Source organism: Phaeobacter italicus, assembly GCF_019801785.1.
Classification (GTDB): domain Bacteria; phylum Pseudomonadota; class Alphaproteobacteria; order Rhodobacterales; family Rhodobacteraceae; genus Phaeobacter; species Phaeobacter italicus.
Genome location: NZ_JAHVIJ010000001.1, coordinates 618,533 through 635,608, shown reverse-complemented (window position 1 = coordinate 635,608; position 17,076 = coordinate 618,533). Strand labels below are relative to the sequence as shown.

Annotated in this window: 16 protein-coding genes; 9 read left to right on the top strand and 7 right to left on the bottom strand. The window is 60.7% G+C overall.

Going from position 1 to position 17,076, the window contains the following annotated elements; translation table 11 throughout:
• Positions 1-6: 6 nt before the first annotated feature.
• The 3 genes from KUV39_RS02965 to KUV39_RS02955 all read right to left on the bottom strand — a co-directional run bounded on the left by KUV39_RS02965 (position 7) and on the right by KUV39_RS02955 (position 3,454).
• Entirely contained in the window at positions 7-1,476 is a 1,470-nt protein-coding gene (locus KUV39_RS02965; protein WP_222458886.1) for a carboxypeptidase M32, read from the bottom strand.
• Between the two features lie 2 nt (positions 1,477-1,478).
• Positions 1,479-2,627: a heme A synthase gene (gene ctaA, locus KUV39_RS02960; RefSeq protein ID WP_222458885.1), complete on the bottom strand. Its 1,149-nt coding sequence runs from the start codon at positions 2,625-2,627 to the stop codon at positions 1,479-1,481.
• Between the two features lie 80 nt (positions 2,628-2,707).
• Positions 2,708-3,454 (bottom strand): RNA methyltransferase, encoded by a 747-nt coding sequence (locus tag KUV39_RS02955; protein WP_008560503.1) that lies wholly within the window; start codon positions 3,452-3,454, stop codon positions 2,708-2,710.
• 226 nt (positions 3,455-3,680) lie between these two features.
• On the opposite strand from KUV39_RS02955, the gene KUV39_RS02950 reads away from it, so the two are divergent.
• The gene (locus KUV39_RS02950; protein WP_008560632.1) at positions 3,681-4,316 is read left to right on the top strand and encodes a thiamine phosphate synthase; all 636 of its coding nucleotides are present in this window, start codon (positions 3,681-3,683) and stop codon (positions 4,314-4,316) included.
• A 114-nt stretch (positions 4,317-4,430) separates the two neighbouring features.
• Here the strand turns inward: KUV39_RS02950 and KUV39_RS02945 are convergent, their stop codons facing one another.
• Positions 4,431-5,615, bottom strand: a complete 1,185-nt coding sequence (locus KUV39_RS02945) for a HupE/UreJ family protein (RefSeq protein WP_222459052.1) — start codon at positions 5,613-5,615, stop codon at positions 4,431-4,433.
• Positions 5,616-5,622: 7 nt separating this feature from the next.
• Here KUV39_RS02945 and KUV39_RS02940 point away from each other — a divergent pair, with 7 nt between their 5' ends.
• The 4 genes from KUV39_RS02940 to KUV39_RS02925 all read left to right on the top strand — a co-directional run bounded on the left by KUV39_RS02940 (position 5,623) and on the right by KUV39_RS02925 (position 9,296).
• Positions 5,623-6,441, top strand: coding sequence for a DUF4198 domain-containing protein (locus KUV39_RS02940; RefSeq protein ID WP_222458884.1), 819 nt, complete (start codon positions 5,623-5,625; stop codon positions 6,439-6,441).
• A gap of 262 nt (positions 6,442-6,703) precedes the next feature.
• The gene (locus tag KUV39_RS02935; RefSeq protein ID WP_008562565.1) at positions 6,704-7,609 is read left to right on the top strand and encodes a PfkB family carbohydrate kinase; all 906 of its coding nucleotides are present in this window, start codon (positions 6,704-6,706) and stop codon (positions 7,607-7,609) included.
• Entirely contained in the window at positions 7,606-8,520 is a 915-nt protein-coding gene (locus tag KUV39_RS02930; RefSeq protein WP_272877462.1) for a pseudouridine-5'-phosphate glycosidase, read from the top strand. Before KUV39_RS02935 ends, KUV39_RS02930 begins: the two co-directional genes overlap by 4 nt.
• A gap of 83 nt (positions 8,521-8,603) precedes the next feature.
• Positions 8,604-9,296, top strand: a complete 693-nt coding sequence (locus KUV39_RS02925) for a DUF502 domain-containing protein (protein ID WP_008559618.1) — start codon at positions 8,604-8,606, stop codon at positions 9,294-9,296.
• 42 nt (positions 9,297-9,338) lie between these two features.
• Here KUV39_RS02925 and KUV39_RS02920 read toward each other — a convergent pair whose 3' ends face one another.
• Together KUV39_RS02920 and KUV39_RS02915 are read right to left on the bottom strand one after the other, a co-directional pair.
• A complete protein-coding gene (locus tag KUV39_RS02920; protein ID WP_222458883.1) occupies positions 9,339-10,367 on the bottom strand; it encodes a patatin-like phospholipase family protein in 1,029 nt (342 codons plus the stop codon).
• A gap of 155 nt (positions 10,368-10,522) precedes the next feature.
• Entirely contained in the window at positions 10,523-11,296 is a 774-nt protein-coding gene (locus KUV39_RS02915; protein WP_222458882.1) for a 3-hydroxybutyrate dehydrogenase, read from the bottom strand.
• Positions 11,297-11,708: 412 nt separating this feature from the next.
• Between KUV39_RS02915 and KUV39_RS02910 the strand changes: the two genes are divergently transcribed.
• Together KUV39_RS02910 and KUV39_RS02905 are read left to right on the top strand one after the other, a co-directional pair.
• Positions 11,709-13,535, top strand: a complete 1,827-nt coding sequence (locus tag KUV39_RS02910) for an extracellular solute-binding protein (protein ID WP_222458881.1) — start codon at positions 11,709-11,711, stop codon at positions 13,533-13,535.
• Between the two features lie 225 nt (positions 13,536-13,760).
• Positions 13,761-13,991 carry a hypothetical protein gene (locus KUV39_RS02905; RefSeq protein WP_008560703.1) on the top strand — a complete coding sequence of 77 codons (231 nt, stop codon included), beginning with the start codon at positions 13,761-13,763 and terminating at the stop codon, positions 13,989-13,991.
• A gap of 13 nt (positions 13,992-14,004) precedes the next feature.
• On the opposite strand, the gene KUV39_RS02900 is transcribed toward KUV39_RS02905, so the two are convergent.
• Positions 14,005-14,628 carry a helix-turn-helix domain-containing protein gene (locus KUV39_RS02900; protein ID WP_008561209.1) on the bottom strand — a complete coding sequence of 208 codons (624 nt, stop codon included), beginning with the start codon at positions 14,626-14,628 and terminating at the stop codon, positions 14,005-14,007.
• A 64-nt stretch (positions 14,629-14,692) separates the two neighbouring features.
• On the opposite strand from KUV39_RS02900, the gene KUV39_RS02895 reads away from it, so the two are divergent.
• Complete coding sequence (locus KUV39_RS02895) at positions 14,693-16,237, top strand: class I adenylate-forming enzyme family protein (RefSeq protein WP_222458880.1); 1,545 nt, start codon at positions 14,693-14,695, stop codon at positions 16,235-16,237.
• A complete protein-coding gene (locus tag KUV39_RS02890) occupies positions 16,234-16,887 on the top strand; it encodes a DsbA family oxidoreductase (RefSeq protein WP_222458879.1) in 654 nt (217 codons plus the stop codon). The genes KUV39_RS02895 and KUV39_RS02890 overlap by 4 nt, the downstream gene beginning before the upstream one ends.
• Positions 16,888-17,076: the final 189 nt, after the last annotated feature.

Genomic DNA, 17,076 nt, shown 5'->3' with positions numbered 1-17,076 from the left:
CTGCGATCAAAGACCGTAGAGCGCGCCGAATTTCTCTTCCAGATAGGCAAGCAGGGGTTCCGGGCTCGGCGCCATGCCTGCGGCGTGGGTGATGGTCTCGACCGGGCTGCGCAGGCCACCATGCGTTTGCAGATTGTCCCGCAGCCAGCTGGTCGCAGCAACGGTATCGCCTGATGCAAGCTGGGCATCCAAATCCGGCACCGCCTGACGCAGCGCCTGATACAGACACCCCGCATAGACATTGCCAAGGCTGTAGGTCGGGAAATAACCAAACAGTCCAACCGACCAGTGGACATCCTGCAGGCAGCCGTTTGACGGCTTGTCTACGTCATAGCCAAAATCTGCGGCAAAGCGATCATTCCAGGCGGCTTCCAGATCCTGGACCTGCAGATCACCCGACATCAACGCACGCTCCAGATCAAAGCGCAGCATCACATGCAGGTTATACTGCAGTTCGTCCGCTTCGGTCCGGATATAGCCGTTCTGCACGGCATTCACCGCCGCATAAAAGGCATCTGCATCCGCGATACCGAACTCGCCAAACTCCGCACGCATCTGGTCGAACAACCAACCGGTAAAGGCCCGGCTGCGGCCGAGCTGATTTTCGTAGATCCGGCTCTGGCTCTCGTGCACCCCCATCGACACGCCGCGACCCAATGGGGTCAGCAGATACGCATGATCGATGTTCTGCTCATAAGCAGCATGACCGACTTCGTGGATGGTCGAGTAAAAACAATTGAACGGATCGTCGTCACTGGTCCGGGTGGTGACGCGCACGTCAAGGCCGCTGCCCGAACAGAAAGGATGGACCGCCTTGTCCACCCGTCCGTGGCTCATCTTGTAGCCAAACGTCTCTGCCAAAGTGGTGGTCAGCGCCATCTGCTTGTCAGCGTCGAAATGGCCGCTAACACCTTGGGGCGCGGGTTTGTCCAGTACACGGGCCCGCAGGTCCACCAGACGCGGGCGCATTGCATCAAAGAGATCCGCGATCTCGGCACCGGTTGTCCCGTGTTCGTAGTCGGCGACCATCGCATCATAGACGTTACCGCCTGCGGCCAGCGCCTGACCTTCTTCCCGTTTGAGAGAAACCACCTCTTCCAGAACCGGCAGGAATGCGGCCACGTCTTCTGCCGCGCGGGCCGCTGCCCATTTGCCCTGCGCCTCAGAGGTCACACGCGCAATCCGCTTGGCCAGATCGGCGGGAACCTTGACCGCCCGGTCGTAACTGCGGCGGATTTCGCGCAGCTGGGCCTCGCCAACCTCATCCGGGGCGACCGCAGCGGCCAGCCAATCTGCCACCCGCGGATCTGACCGCCGGGCATGAAGAACCGCTTCGATTGCGGCCATCTCTTCGCCGCGTTGGGGGGCGGCACCGCGGGGCATCATGGTTTCCTGATCCCAGCCGAGGCGACCAGCAATCTGGCCCAAGGCCTGTGTGTCGCGTTCAAAGGCCATCAGTTCATCAAATGCGGTCATGCTCAGTAATCCTTGATCGAAGTGGCAATCGGGTATGCCGACAGGAACCGGGCGCGCAGGATCAGCACCCAAAGGCAAACGGCCATCAGCTGGTGCAAGATCGCAATCTGCCACGGTGCGGCGTAAAGCACGGTCACGATGCCAAGCACCATTTGCAACAGCAAGGCCGCAAATACCGCGTTAAAGGCAAATTGCGTGCGCGGATGGGCGCTGTTTCGTCCTCGCAGCCAGACCACAACGCCAAAGGCAAGGAGGAGATAGCCGCTCACACGGTGGATGAACTGCACAAGGCCGGGGTTTTCAAAGAAGTTCTTCCACAGCGGCTCGATCATAAAGGGATCCGGCGGAATGATCTGCCCCCCCATCAGCGGCCAGTCTGTATAAGACCGCCCTGCGTCGATACCTGCAACCAAGGCGCCAAGGATGATCTGCAAAAAGCTGAAGTGCAAAAGGCCTGTTGAAAGGCTGAACAGCTTGCTTTCTTTGGCACGCCGCGCCTGCATCAGGTCGCGTTCTTCCCGACCAAGCTGGAACATATACCAGGAAATCACCCCAAGGATCACAAAGGCAAGGCCAAGGTGTGTCGCCAGACGATAAGAGGCAACCGCAGTCATCCCCTCGCCCTGCGTCACGCCAGAGGCCACCATCCACCAGCCGATACCGCCCTGCAGCCCGCCCAGGAGACCGAGCAGCAACAGCTTGCCAGCCCAACCAACTGGGATCTGGCGCGCAACCGCAAAGCCGAGGAAGCCAACAGCCCAGATCAGCCCGATTACACGGCCAAGCTGACGATGGCCCCATTCCCACCAATAGATGACCTTGAAGTCTTCAAGCTGCATCCACTGGTTCTGGATGCGCCATTGGTCGATCTGTTTGTACTTTTCGAACTCAGCCTGCCAGTCGGCCTCGCTCAGGGGTGGGATTGCACCGGTGACGGGCCGCCATTCGGTGATCGACAACCCGCTGTCGGTCAACCGTGTCAGCCCCCCCACGACGATCATCGCCACGACCAGAGCGAACAGAACCGACAGCCAGGCACGTATGGCGCCCCGTGCGCCGCGACGGGCGCGATCGATCCCACCGGGTTGGGCTTGCGGGCGCTCCTGCGGCTGATCGCCAGAGACGTCCTCGAAAATGCTGCGCTTGCTCATGCTTGCCTCTTCCAATTTCCCGTCAAGCTAGGCCGCAGGTCAGCCCCCGTCCAGTGCAGGGTTCGCGGCCAAATGACCGTTCAGTCGCGTTTTTCTTTCCAACGGACCATCTGTCGCATCACGCCGTGCAGCATCTGCACATCCGCCCGCGTCAGCGGCAGGCGGCTGAACAGGTTGCGAAAGACCACCTTCATGCCCGGTGCCTTTTCTGGCGGAAAGAAAAAGCCCGCCTCTTCCAGCCGGCCCTCGTAGTGATTGACCAGCGCATCCACATCCGCGTGGTTGGCCCAGTCGGATTTGCCGAGGTCGGTGGTCACATCCACGACCTCTTCCACCTGACGACGCCATTCATAGGCGGTCAGCAAGACGCACTGACCAAGGTTGAGCGACGCGAATTCAGGATTGACCGGCACAGTGATAATGGCGTTGGCCCGCGCGACATCCTCGTTTTCCAGACCCGCGCGTTCCGGGCCGAACATCACCGCGACTTTCTGGCCGGCGGCGGTTTTCTCTGCGGCCAGCTTCATCGCTGCTTCCGGGCTGTAGACCGGTTTCGTCAGCTCGCGCGGACGCGCGGTGGTGGCAAAGACGAAATCGCAATCCTCCAGACTGTCGGCCAGCGTCGCTGACAGCTGCGCCTCGTCCAGCAGACGCCCCGCCCCGGAGGCCATGGCAACCGCCTTTTGATTGGGCCAGCCATCACGCGGCGCCACAATGCGCATCCGGTCGAGACCAAAATTCCACATCGCCCGGGCAGCTGCTCCGATGTTTTCACCCATCTGGGGGCGGACAAGGACAAAGGCGGGTTGAGGTGTGTCGCTTGGCATCCATCTCTCCAAAAAATCTGCTTTGCTCTAATCGGCAGGCGCCAAATGGGCAAGAGCAAGGGGGCGACTTCTCGGCCAAAGCGGCTATATCCTGGACAGAACCGTCAGATGACTGCGCCGAAGCTGCCACGGGATCTGGATTTTCGCGCCCCAGCTTGTCGCCAAATCCTTGCGTCCGGTGGCAAATGCGCTAAACACCGTCAACCACTGAACAGGAGCCCTCCCCATGGACAGCCCCGCTGACGCCCCCGAAACGCCGCAGATCTATCTGACCACCCCGGCGAGCTTTGAGCTTGGCCGGTTCCCCGACCAGCTGGCCCGTGTATTGGACGAGGTCGAGATCGCCTGTGTGCGCCTTGAACTGGCCAGCCGGGATGAAGACACGCTGAGCCGTGCAGGTGACGCTCTTCGCGCTGTGGCCCATGCCCGCGATGTTGCGATTGTCATCACCGACCATCAGATCCTCGCAGAGCGTCTGGGGCTGGATGGCGTGCATCTGTCCGACGCAGCGCGCCCTGTCCGTACGGCGCGCAAGGCGCTTGGGCCGGATGCAATTGTCGGCAGCTTCTGTGCCGCGTCTCGCCACGATGGCCTGACAGCAGCTGAGGCGGGTGCGGACTACGTGAGCTTTGGCCCCGTTGGCACCTCTGGTCTGGGTGACGGCAACCAAGCCCAGAAAGATCTGTTTGAGTGGTGGTCGCAGATGATCGAGGTGCCGGTCGTGGCCGAAGGTGGTCTGACCGTTGATATCGTTCGCGAGCTCGCGCCTTATACCGATTTCTTCGGCATCGGGGACGAGATCTGGCGCGAGGAAGACCACATCGCAAGCCTGCGCAAGCTGATGGCCGCGATGGAGGGCTGATCGCCCCCGTACTCAAACCCATTTATCGAAAAACAGGGCCGCCCAGCATATGCTGACGCGGCCCTTTTTTCATCCCGACGCGACAGTCCGGGTTTGTTAGAGGAACCGGGTTTGTTAGAGAAACACCCGTTCAGCAAACCAATAGGCACCAATAAGAGCGATCGTGAAGCTCGCAGGGATCGCAACTCTGCCCCGGTACTTGGGATGACCCCAGAACCAAAATCCAAACAGCGCATAGGCCACACCAACCACCGTGAGCTGGCCCAGCTCCACCCCCACATTAAAGCCAAGAAGCGCCGGCAGAAACTGGGCGTCAGGCAGGCCGAACTCTGCCAGAACCGATGCAAAGCCAAGCCCATGCAGTAATCCAAACCCGAAGATCACCAAGGTGCGCCAGCTGTGCAATTTGCGGGCAAAGACGTTTTCGACCGCGACAAAAACGATGGATGCGGCGATGAGCGGCTCAACGATGGCCGGGTCTATCCTGATCCAGCCAAGCGCCCCAAGCGCCAGGGTGATTGTATGCGCCACCGTAAACGCGCTGATTTGCCAAATCAGCGGGCGCAGCCGTGTGCTGAAAAAGAAAAGCCCCAGAACGAACAGAATATGATCCAGCCCCTTGGGCAGGATGTGGGTGTATCCGACGGGAATATAATCGACGAACGCCTGCTGCGGGCTCTGGGCCAGGCCGCCTGAAATCGGAATCGTCGGCGTCACTTCCCCGCCCTGCAGATAACCTGTGTAGGGGTCTTCCACCCCATTCTGACGCAGAACCACACCACCGGACCCCTTGGGCCAGCCAATCTTCAACCCGCGGGCGGCGCCATCAACCGGCCCGGTCACGATCAACACACTGCTGCGAGGGAACTCCACATCGCCGACCTCTGGGATGGTCACGGACTGAAGGCTGAGCGGGATATCCCCACCGGCGTATACCTCCAGCGTGCTTAGCCAATCCTCCGCAAAAAGCGCCACCATTGGCTTTAACTCGGCCTCGCTGAGAGCGCGCAAGCTGTCGTAGTCCTGCGCCTGTGCCGCTGTGTCCGTGTTCTCCATCCCGTCAAGGTTGATCCCTGCCACGAATGCCTCGATGTTGAGACGCAGTTCGAGGGTCAGCTGGCCATCCGCAATCTCGAAATCCGCAATCGTCGGCGTGACTTCGTGGGCTGCTCCGCTAGAGTAAGCAGCAAGAAAGGTGCTGATTGTCAGCGCAAAACACAGCACAAAAGACCGTAGCGTCTGCGTCACGTTTGCGGGTCCAGACCGCGCGCTGTGCACCACCAGAGCCAGAGGTTCCATCCACGCCATGTCCATCCTCCGCCCCATCGTTGCAGCCGTCGCGGGTGTTCTCACCCTTCCCATTGCAGGTGCGGCTCTTTCACATGAGTTTTGGATCGCTCCGGAAAAATATCAAGTGGAATTAGGCGGATCTCTCCAGGCAGACCTGAAAAACGGGCAACGGTTCAAGGGATTTCGCCTCCCCTATCTGACGCAGGACATCGACCGGTTTGACATCAGGACACCCGCAGGCGTTGTGCCTTATGTTGGGCGGTTGGGGGACACACCTGCGCTCCAGCTTGACGATCCCGCACCCGGTTTGGCCGTTCTTCTCCATGAAACACAGCCCGACAGCCTGACCTATGACACATGGGAGGAATTTGCAGAATTCGCCCGCCACAAGGGATTTGCCAACGTCGAGGCCCGCCACACGGCGCGAGGGTTGCCGCGCGACGGGTTTTCAGAAATCTACACCCGCCACGCAAAATCCCTTGTCGCCGTAGGGGATGGCGCGGGACAGGACCAACCAGAGGGGCTGCTGGTGGAGTTTGTGGCGTTGAAAAATCCCTACACCGACAACCTGGACGACGGGCTGCCTGTGCGCCTTTACTATCAAACCGCGCCCCGCCCCGATGCCCAGATCGAAGTCTTTGAACGCACAGAGACAGGCGATGTGACCATCACGAAGCTCAAGACAAATGCAGATGGCATCGCAGTGATCCCCGTCAGTCGGGGCAACAGCTATCTTCTGGATGCGGTTATGCTTGAACCCCGGGATCCCGCCAGTGGCACTGGCGCGGTCTGGGCCACCCATTGGGCCGCGCTCACCTTCGCGGTCCCGAACTGACAGGCCAAGGCGGCCGGACCAATAGTGCAGACCGCAATGGCGTCAGGCACCACTACATCTGGCCCCACGATAACAAGCCCAAGACAAAACCCTGTTCTGCGCACCCGCCTTTTTCAGGGCGGAAAATCCACCAATGCGATGAACTGGATTAAAACGGTCTGTTACCGCACACGGTTGCGCCTTGCAGGAGCCAGAAAAACGCGGCAATACAGCCGCCATGACACATCCCTCTAACTCTCCCGCCGAGACCCCGGATCAGACCATGTCCCAAGCTGCCGCGCCGCAGCCCGATATCCTGTGCATCGGTTCTGTCCTGTGGGATATCATCGGCCGTTGTCCTGCAGAGATGCAGCGCGGTTCTGACATGCCGGGCCGGATCACCCGCTTGCCCGGTGGTGTTGCGATGAACATCGCCATGACCCTTGCCCGCTTTGGCCTGCGCCCTGCCCTGCTCAGCGCAGTTGGCCGCGATGCCGAAGGCGATGAGCTGGTCAATGCCTGCACCCACCTTGGCCTGATCACCGACCACCTCTACCGCTCCGAAGATCTGCCAACGGACCGCTACATGGCGGTTGAGGGCGCCAACGGGTTGATTGCGGCGATTGCGGATGCCCATTCGCTTGAGGCGGCCGGCGCCAAGATCCTGCGCCCCCTTGGTGATGGCAGTCTGGGCCATGCAGATGCACCCTATGCCGGGCCAATTGCGCTGGATGGCAATCTTACGCTGTCGCTGCTGGACGATATCGTCGCCGATCCCCTGTTTGCCAAGGCCGATCTGCGTGTTGCCCCGGCATCGCCCGGCAAGGCCGAACGCTTGCGCCCCTTCCTCACCCGCAGTCACGGAACACTTTATGTGAACCTCGAAGAGGCAGGGCTGCTTTGTCAGGAGGAATTCACCGACAGTGCCACCGCCGCGCGCGCCATGCTGGATCGCGGCGCTGCCCGCGTTCTGGTGACCGACGGCGGCAGCAGTGCCACCGAAGCCGACCAGAACGGTCTCATCACCCAGACGCCCCCGCGCGTCACCGTTGCCCGCGTCACAGGCGCAGGCGATACCTTCATGGCTGCGCATATCGCAGCAGAGGCCCGCGGCGAAGACCGCGCCACCTCGCTGGCGTCCGCCTTGAAGGCCGCCGCCACCTATGTTTCAGGAGAACCCCCGCTTTGATCAACATGACATTCTCGGCCGAAGTTGCCGCCGCCCGTGAGGCAGGCCAAGCCATCGTCGCGCTGGAAAGCACCATCATCACCCACGGCATGCCCTACCCGCAAAACGTCGAGGTCGCAGCCCAGGTCGAGGACGATATCCGCGCCGCAGGTGCCGTGCCTGCAACCATGGCCGTGATCGACGGAGTTCTGCACATCGGCCTTGAGGCGGATCAGCTGCAGGCGCTTGGCCAGGCCAAGAACGTCGCCAAGATCTCGCGTGCAGACATGCCCGCCTGTATCGCCACCGGCGGCACCGGGGCGACCACTGTCGCTGCAACCATGATCGCTGCGCGCATGGCAGGCATCAGCGTCTTTGCGACCGGCGGCATCGGTGGTGTGCACAAGGGCGCCGAAACCAGCTTTGACATCTCTGCCGACCTGATGGAGCTGGCTCAAACACCGGTCACCGTCGTCGCGGCTGGCGCCAAGGCGATCCTTGACCTTCCCAAAACTCTTGAGGTTCTGGAAACTCAGGGGGTACCGGTTATCGCCTACGGGCAGGACAGCTTCCCTGCGTTCTGGTCTGCAACCTCCGATCTCGCGGCACCGCTGCGGATGGATAGCGCCGCAGAAATCGCCCGCGCCCATGCCACCCGTCAGGCGATGGACCTGCCAGGTGGCCAGCTGATCGCAAACCCGATCCCGGCAGATGACCAGATCGCAGCCGAGGCCCTCGCGCCCATTCTCGCCCAGGCCCAGGCCGAAGCGGATTCACAGGGCGTCGTCGGCAAAGCCGTGACCCCCTTCCTGCTGCAACGCATCTTTGAGATGACAGATGGTCGTTCCTTGAAGGCAAACATTGCCCTTGTTCGCAACAATGCCCGCCTTGCTGCAGAAATCGCCAAGGAATTGGTCACTCTGAAGCAATAATGCGTGTTTCTGCGCAGCTGCCCATTGCGGTTGCGCAGAACCCTGCCTAGCTTCCTTTTGTTCCTCACTGGTATTTGACGACGATGACCACACCCTTTGATGATGAAACTGCACCGCGCCGTCCCGGTCTGTTTGCCCGACTGCGCTCATCATTCTTTACCGGGATTGTTGTCATCGCCCCTGTCGGCCTGACCATCTGGCTGCTTTGGACAGTCATGGGATGGATCGACGGGGTTGTGCTGCCGCTGGTGCCACAGACCTTCCGTCCCGAACAGTATATCGGCATCAACCTGCGCGGTGTTGGCCTGATCATCTTTTTGCTGTTCACCATCATCGTCGGCTGGATCGCAAAAGGCATCATTGGCCGCTCTCTCATCGGGTTTGCCGAAAGCCTGGTGGATCGGATGCCGGTCGTGCGGTCGATCTACTCGGGGATCAAGCAGATCTCCGAAACCGTCTTTGCGCAAAGCGAACGCAGCTTTGAAACCGCCTGCCTGATCCAGTATCCCCGCCGTGGCATCTGGGCGATCGGCTTTGTGTCGACCACCGCCAAGGGCGAGATTTCGGGCCGCGCTGAAACCGGTGGCAAGCTGCTCAGCATCTTTGTCCCAACAACGCCCAACCCAACCTCCGGCTTCCTTCTCTTTTTCCCGGAAGAGGATGTGATCATCCTCGATATGTCGGTCGAAGATGCCGCCAAACTGGTGATTTCGGCGGGGCTTGTTTACCCCAACGCCAAGGATCCGACCCAGCCCCCTGAGTTGGTCGAGACCTGATCCAAGGGCACCAGGACAACGGCGGGCAAGCCGATGCAGCGGCTAGCCGAACATCTCAGTCAGATCGACAGTGGAGCGCACGCCGATATGCGCGGCGTCCCCTTCCAGAAAGCGCTCGGCAGCGGCCCGACCCGCGGTCTTCAGCTTGGCCAGGATCTGCGGGATCGGGATCAGCTTGGTGTGAACCGACAGCTGCCGCATCAGATCATCATCCGCGATCCGGTGCACCAGAACCCGTTTCATCTGGCCCGCCTCCATTCGCCCCTCGGCCAGCAACCGCTGCACAAAGGCAATGGCACGCAGCTCCCGCAGGAGCGATGAATTGAAACTGATTTCGTTGATCCGGTTCTGAATCTGCTGCGGCGTGCGCGGCAGTTCATCCCGTTCCAACGGATTGATGCTCACGATCACCACATCCGACGGCAGTTCAGGCTGATAGAGCGGAAACAGCGCGGGATTGCCGGTGTAGCCACCATCCCAATAAGGCTCCATCCGACCGGTCGCCGGATCCTCGATTTCGACCGCCTGAAACAGATTCGGCAGACAGGCAGAGGCAAGGATTGCGTCGGTGCTGACCTCGTCGCCAGAAAACACCCGCACCTTACCAGTCCTGACCGAGGTCGCGCAGATAAACAACTGCGGCCCCTCGGCGGCGCAGACTTCGGCGAAATTGAACCCCTCCACCACGGGCCGCAACGGATTGCGGTAAAACGGCCCATAGCTGTAGGGCGACAGCAGCTGTCCCATTGTCTCACGCGGGGAAAACGGCGCGATCCAGTCCAGCATTCCAAGGATCGGCGCCGCGTCTAGCCCAGCCAGCCAGTGGGCAAAGCGCATGTCTCCGACTGCGCCCATCCGCTGCCACAGATGGTCCAGACAAGACCGCGCGCCCTCTCTGCCACCATGCGCCAGCCCCGCCTTGAGTGCCGCGCCGTTCAGCGCCCCCGCAGACGTACCGGTGATGGCCGCAATCTCAAGATCACCCACCTCCAGCAGGCGGTCCAACACACCCCAGGTAAAGGCCCCATGCGCTCCGCCGCCCTGAAGGGCCAGATTGATCCGCCGTGTCATGCGAGCTCCTTGCTATGTGTGACGCACTACATGTGGCGCGCCGTGACCTGCCGGGTCCAGCGCCCAAGGGCCCGTTGCCCATCATCTTTCCCGAAATACTCCGGGGGTGAATTGCCCATCGGGCAAGAGGGGGCTGGCCCCCCCTCCACCGTGGATCAAAGCGCGGTCCAGCCGCCATCCACGCTCAGGGTTGTGCCGGTCATCTGCGCAGCCGCATCTGAGCACAGGAACACCGCAGTGCCCCCCAGCTGCTCGACGGTTGCAAATTCACGGCTCGGCTGCCGCTCCAGCATGACCCTTTTGATGACCTCTTCCCGGCCCATATTGTATTTTTCCATCGTGTCCGGAATTTGCGCCTCAACCAGCGGGGTGAGCACATAGCCCGGGCAAATCGCGTTTGCGGTGATCGGCTCTTCTGCGGTTTCCAGTGCGATGGTCTTGGTCAGTCCGACAACGCCGTGTTTTGCCGCCACATAGGCCGATTTATAGGGCGAGGCCGTCAACCCGTGCGCCGAAGCAATATTGATGACGCGGCCCCAGCCTGCCTCGCGCATCATTGGCAGGGCGGCGGCGGCCGTGTGGAACGCAGACGACAGGTTGATTGCAAGAATGGCGTTCCATTTGTCGACCGGGAACTCATCGACCGGGGCGACATGCTGAATGCCTGCATTGTTGATCAGGATGTCGCAGCGTCCCGCCTGGGTGATCAATGCACGGCAGGCCTCTGCATCGGACATATCCGCCTGAATGTAGCGCGCGTCCACGTCAAATTCCTTGGCGATCTCGGCTGCCAGCGCATGGTCTTCTTCCCGATCGGTGAAGGAGTTCAAAACCACATCCGCCCCAGCCCGCGCCATCTCCCGCGCAACCCCAAGCCCGATCCCAGAGTTCGACCCGGTGATCACTGCACATTTGCCCTTCAGCGTCATTCCACTCATCCCTTTTTGCGAAAATGCGTCTGTGCAACTGTGGCATGCTGCACCTGCAAAGGGAACGTCTGTCGTAACCTGAAAGTTGCACAGAAATTGTGCGAATTCCCTCTGGCATCCCGCGCAGGAAACCTGCAAAAGGAGCCTCCGCAATGCAGCGTCTCCCGCACATCGCAGATGAATCCTGTCGGCATGATGGCGTGTTCAGCCGCCGATAGGCCAAAAAAAACGCCCGCACGAAGCGGGCGTTAAGTTATTGAGGCAGGTTTCATACAGGCAAGAAACCTATCGAGCAGTGACTCATGTATAAGCAATTTCTCTCTTTCATCCAAGCTAAAAGTTTGAATTGCCGCGCAAGCAGGGCTAGCGTCTGACTTCATGAAAATAAGGGCAGAGCGGGGTTGCTAAAAAAGTGCGACATAAATTTTTCTCTTTAGTTCGGCCAGCCTTGGCGGGAATCATGCTGATGGCGGGCTCAAATCTGGCGTCAGCCGAATCAGCACATGGCATAGCTATGTATGGCCAGCCTGCCCTTCCACCGGATTTTGTGTCTTTACCCTACGCAAACCCGGATGCCCCCAAGGGCGGCACCGTGGTGTTTGGCAACACCGGAGGCTTTGACACACTGAACCCCTTTGCACAGAAAGGCACGCCCCCCTGGCAGATGCGGTTCTGGGGCTATGAAAGCCTGATGGGACGCTCGCAGGATGAGGCTTTCACCCTCTATGGCCTCTTAGCCGAGTCGATCGAGGTGCCAGATGATCGCTCATGGGTTGAATTCACCCTGCGACCAGAGGCCCGATTCTCTGACGGCTCGCCAGTCACGGTTGAGGATGTCCTGTGGTCCTATGAAACGCTCGGCACCGAAGGTCATATCCGCTATCGCCGGTTCTGGAACCAGATCGACAGCATTGAGCAGACGGGCGAACGCAGCCTGCGCATCACCTTCAACGAGGAAAACAGGGAACTGGCCCTGATCGCAGGCCTCCGCCCCATTCTGAAGAAATCGCAGTGGGCAACAAAGGACTTTGCCGACTCCGGTCTGGACGAGGCCCCAATCGGATCTGGCCCCTATGTGGTCGCAGGCTTTGAGCCCGGCCGTTACATCACCTTCGAACGGAACAAGGACTATTGGGGCAATGACCTGCCGTTCCGTCGGGGGACCAACAATTTTGACGAAATCCGGCTGGATTTCTACGGCGACCAAACCGTGCTGCTCGAGGCCTTCAAGGCGGGCGAGATATCGGCGATCCGCGAATTCAATGCCGCCAAATGGGATCGCGCCTATGATTTCCCCGCGGTCGCAAATGGCGATGTCGTCAAGACCCTCGTGCCCAACGGCAAGCCATCGGGGATGACGGGTCTTGGCTTCAACACCCGCCGCGCCCCTTTGGATGACTGGCGCGTCCGCGAAGCGCTGATCCTCGCCTTCAACTTTGAATATATGAACGAGACCCTGACTGGCGGCACCCAGCCCCGTATCTCGTCCTATTTCTCCAATTCCTATCTTGCGATGCAGCCCGGCGCGGCTGAGGGCAAGGTCGAGGATCTGCTCTCCCCGTTCGCGGACACGCTGGTTCCCGGCGCTATGGAAGGCTACCGCTTTCCCGAAAGCGATGGCAGCGAACGCAATCGCAAAAACCTCAGGGCCGCAACCAAGCTGATGGCAGAGGCGGGCTGGACCGTTGTTGACGGTGTCATGCGCAATGCGAGCGGCGAAGCGTTGGAGCTGCAGGTGCTTCTGACGCCCGGCAACCTCGGCGAAGGCGAGATGCGGTCGGTCGTCGAAATCTACGCCCGCGCCCTTGAGCGTCTTGGCGTCACTCTCACCGCTGATGTGGTGGACAGCGCCCAGTTCGTCGAACGCCAGCGTGCCTTTGATTTTGACCTGACGTTCTTCCGCAGGGCCATGTCACTCAGCCCCGGCAATGAACAGTATCTCTACTGGGGGAGCGCAAGTGCGGATCAGGAAGGCTCGCGCAATCTGACTGGCGTGTCGGATCCGGCCGTGGATGCAATGATTGACGCGATGTTGATCTCCAAAAGCCGCGAGGACTTCATCGCTGCGGCCCGCGCGCTGGATCGTCTGCTGACCGCCGGCCGCTATGTCATCCCGATCTGGCAGTATTCCGAAGGGCGCATCGCCCATGTCAAGGAACTGAAGTTCCCCCAAACCCTGCCCGTCAGCGGAGACGGCATCGGTTATATGCCCGAAGTCTGGTGGTATGAGAGCAAGTAAACCCTCAGCCGCGACCTAAGCGCCTTACCCGTCACGCTGAAATGTGTGGCGGGTTTTCTTTTGCCCGATACCGATGCCCGCTGCCGCGTAGCTGTCCAATCAGTCAAATCCTGCCGACGCCCCTTGGCACAAAAGCCACACGTTTCAAATTTCACAAAAAAGTGTTAGGCTGGGCGTCCACTCATAAGAACACCCCTAACCCCGAACCCCAAGGGAGCCCCTCAAATGCCTGTTCAAACAGCCTGCCGCAGCTGGTTCGACAGGATGCCCCGTATCAAACAACGGTTTCCGCATCTCGAGACCCGCCAAGCGCCCTCTCTGCTAGATGACAAGGACAAGTTCGTCGCATATCTCGCCCGCACGCATCATCTTACCCTGAATGAAGCCCGCGAGGAGGTTGATGACTTTCTTTACACCGAAAGCCTCCACCGCGAACTGGAACGCCAGGTCAGCTGATCGCCACGCCTGATCAGGCCAGCGACGTCACCCAAAGAATGGTGGCGTCTTCGTCGCTCAGCGAAATCACGTTATGGCCCATCGCGGCGTCGTAATAGGCGCTGTCACCCCGGCGCATTTCGATCGGCTCGTAGAATTCGGTATAGAGCCTGACCACCCCGGTCAGAACATACAGGAATTCCTCCCCGTCGTGCCGCACCCAACCGTCGAATTCATCCATCGACCGGGCACGCACCCTTGCGCGATAGGGCAGCATCTGCTTGCGGCTCAGGCTGTCAGCAAGCAGTTCGTGTTCGTAGGTCGCGGTTGCATGGGCAGAGCCCTGACCCAGCTTTGTGACAGACAGTCGCCCGTTGATCTGATCACGCTGCGGCTGTGTGAACAGCTGCGGAATGGTGATCTGCAACCCTTCAGCCAGCTTTTTCAGCGCCTCATAAGTCGGTGACATCTGGCCGTTTTCAATCTTGGACAGAGTCGATCGGGCCAGCCCCGCCTGATTGGCGGCATATTCCAGTGTCCAGTCACGGGCCTTGCGCAGCTCGCGGACACGCGCGCCCAGATCCAGAGGCTCTGCCGAGACATCCTCGCCCGAAGCGCGGGCGATAGTGATGAGCGATTTGGGATCACGAGAGGTCATTGTGACCCTATAGGGTGCTGTGGACAATCTTGCAACGTAGGGATTGAGCCGTTAGCCAAACAACATGCTTTCGCTTTTTGATGACGGGGCGCATCCGCCCTGCCCCGCTCCTTTCAACCTGGCTGATTATGTCCTCAATCAAGGGGCCTCGGGCCGCGTTGCCGCGGACGATGCCCCTGCGCTGGATCTGCTTGGGCCTGACCACGTCGAGAGCTGGACCTATGGCGCGCTGCGCCAGGCGGTACTGGGGACAGGCACGGGCCTTCTTGGTGAGGGGCTAGAGCCGGGTGATCGGGTTCTTTTGCGGCTTGGAAACGACCCGCTGTTTCCGATTGCCTATCTGGGGGCCATTGCTGTTGGGCTGGTGCCGGTGCCCACCTCGTCCCAGCTGACAGAGCCCGAAGTCCAGCGCATGATCGACGAACTGACCCCGCGCGCCATTCTGCGCGACCCGGCCGTAGCGTCACCTGATCACCCAAGGGAGATCCCCGCCGACTCACTCAGGCAGATGCAATCCCTGCCACCTTGCGAATTTGCCTACGGTGCGCCGGATCGCCCCGCCTATATTGTCTACACCTCCGGCACCGGCGGAAATCCGCGCGCAGTTGTTCACGCCCACCGCGCAATCTGGGCACGGCAGATGATGATCCGCCATTGGTACGACCTTCGCGCAGACGATCGCCTAATGCACGCAGGCGCGTTCAACTGGACCTTCACCCTTGGCACCGGATTGATGGACCCGTGGAGCATGGGGGCCACCTCGCTGATCCCACGGGCAGGCACCCCGCTGGAGGCGCTGCCGGATCTGATGGCACATCACCGTGCCACGCTTGTTGCCGCTGCGCCGGGGGTGTACCGCAAGATGCTCAAATCCCGGGCGCTGCCGAAAATGCCGAGCCTGCGCCATGCGCTATCTGCCGGGGAAAAACTGCCTGCGCCCCTTGCTGCGGACTGGCAGGCCACCACCGGTACGCCCATCTACGAGGCGTTCGGAATGTCCGAATGCTCCACCTTCATCTCTGCCAGCCCCACCAACCCGGCTCCTGTTTCGGCACTGGGGCGGCCACAACCCGGTCGCCGGATCGCAGTACTGGACGACACGGGCGCGCCTGCGCCGCTGGACACCCCCGGGATCATCGCCATCGACCAGAGCGATCCGGGCCTCATGATCGGCTATTTCGACGCCCCCGAAGCCACAGAGGCACGGCTCTGCAATGGCTGGTTTCTAACCGGCGATCGCGGCACCATGAGCCATGATGGGCTGATCCACTACCTCGGCCGCAATGATGACGTGATGAACGCGGGCGGCTATCGTGTTTCGCCGATGGAAGTGGAAGCAACCCTGATGCGCCACCCCGGCCTGACCCAGATCGCTGTCGCCGCGGTTCCTGTCGCACAAGACACCCAGATCATTGCCGCGTTTTTTAACGGTGCCGAGGATGTGACTGCCGACACGCTGCTGGCTTTTGCAAATCAGCATCTCGCACGTTACAAGCAGCCCCGCGCCTATGTGCGCGTGGACCAGCTGCCCACCGGGGCAAATGGGAAACTCCTGCGTCGGGCCCTGCCCGATCTCTACACCCGCCTGATGCAAAGGACACCAACATGAGCGTCGTGAAGCTTGATATCCTGTCTGACCCGATCTGCCCCTGGTGCTACATCGGCAAGACCCATCTGGACAAAGCGCTGGCAGAGGCGGGCGACCATCCGTTTGTGATCGAATGGCACCCCTTCCAGCTGAACCCCGACATGCCCCGCGAGGGTATGGATCGCCGCGCCTATCTTGAGGGTAAGTTCGGCGGCAAAGAGGGCGCCGTACGGGCCTATGCCCCGGTGGTGGAACATGCAGAAAAGGCCGGGCTGACCATCAATTTCGAAGCCATGCAGCGCACTCCCAACACATTGGATGCCCACCGCCTGATCCATTGGGCCGGGATCGAGGGCAAGCAAAACGATGTGGTTGACGCCTTGTTCCAGGCGTATTTCGTGGATGCAAAAGACATCGGCGATCATGAGGTTCTGGCCGATATTGCCGCTGCCTGCGGGATGGAACGCGATGTGACGCTGCGCCTGCTGCAAGGCGATACAGAGGTCGGTGAAATCCGCGACCGCGACGCGCATTCCCGCAAGATGGGGGTGAGCTCGGTGCCCACCTATATCGTCGCAAATCAACATGCCGTCCCCGGTGCCCAGCCTCCCGAACTGTGGAAGCAGGTGATCGCAGACATTCAGTCACAACTGGCCGCAGACCAGGACTGACCCCAGCCCATCTGCCTGCCCCTGTTCAAAAACCACACTCCCGGCGCCTCACCGCGCCGGTTGGACGGCCTGATGTCCTGATGGCCCGACACGGATGCACAGTCACCTGTGCATGACCTGCGCTGGCCCCATCTGCCAAGATGTGTTAGCGCAAGACACGGCGATGCCCAGATAGCCCCCGATGACCGG

Coding starts and splice junctions, on each gene's coding strand:
- KUV39_RS02965 (WP_222458886.1), bottom strand. CDS start 1,476: ATGACCGCATTTGATGAACTGATGGCCTTTGAACGCGACACACAGGCC.
- KUV39_RS02940 (WP_222458884.1), top strand. CDS start 5,623: ATGTCCATCCTCCGCCCCATCGTTGCAGCCGTCGCGGGTGTTCTCACC.
- KUV39_RS02920 (WP_222458883.1), bottom strand. CDS start 10,367: ATGACACGGCGGATCAATCTGGCCCTTCAGGGCGGCGGAGCGCATGGG.
- KUV39_RS02935 (WP_008562565.1), top strand. CDS start 6,704: ATGTCCCAAGCTGCCGCGCCGCAGCCCGATATCCTGTGCATCGGTTCT.
- KUV39_RS02925 (WP_008559618.1), top strand. CDS start 8,604: ATGACCACACCCTTTGATGATGAAACTGCACCGCGCCGTCCCGGTCTG.
- KUV39_RS02945 (WP_222459052.1), bottom strand. CDS start 5,615: ATGGAACCTCTGGCTCTGGTGGTGCACAGCGCGCGGTCTGGACCCGCA.
- KUV39_RS02950 (WP_008560632.1), top strand. CDS start 3,681: ATGGACAGCCCCGCTGACGCCCCCGAAACGCCGCAGATCTATCTGACC.
- KUV39_RS02890 (WP_222458879.1), top strand. CDS start 16,234: ATGAGCGTCGTGAAGCTTGATATCCTGTCTGACCCGATCTGCCCCTGG.
- KUV39_RS02895 (WP_222458880.1), top strand. CDS start 14,693: ATGCTTTCGCTTTTTGATGACGGGGCGCATCCGCCCTGCCCCGCTCCT.
- KUV39_RS02955 (WP_008560503.1), bottom strand. CDS start 3,454: ATGCCAAGCGACACACCTCAACCCGCCTTTGTCCTTGTCCGCCCCCAG.
- ctaA (WP_222458885.1), bottom strand. CDS start 2,627: ATGAGCAAGCGCAGCATTTTCGAGGACGTCTCTGGCGATCAGCCGCAG.
- KUV39_RS02905 (WP_008560703.1), top strand. CDS start 13,761: ATGCCTGTTCAAACAGCCTGCCGCAGCTGGTTCGACAGGATGCCCCGT.
- KUV39_RS02915 (WP_222458882.1), bottom strand. CDS start 11,296: ATGACGCTGAAGGGCAAATGTGCAGTGATCACCGGGTCGAACTCTGGG.
- KUV39_RS02900 (WP_008561209.1), bottom strand. CDS start 14,628: ATGACCTCTCGTGATCCCAAATCGCTCATCACTATCGCCCGCGCTTCG.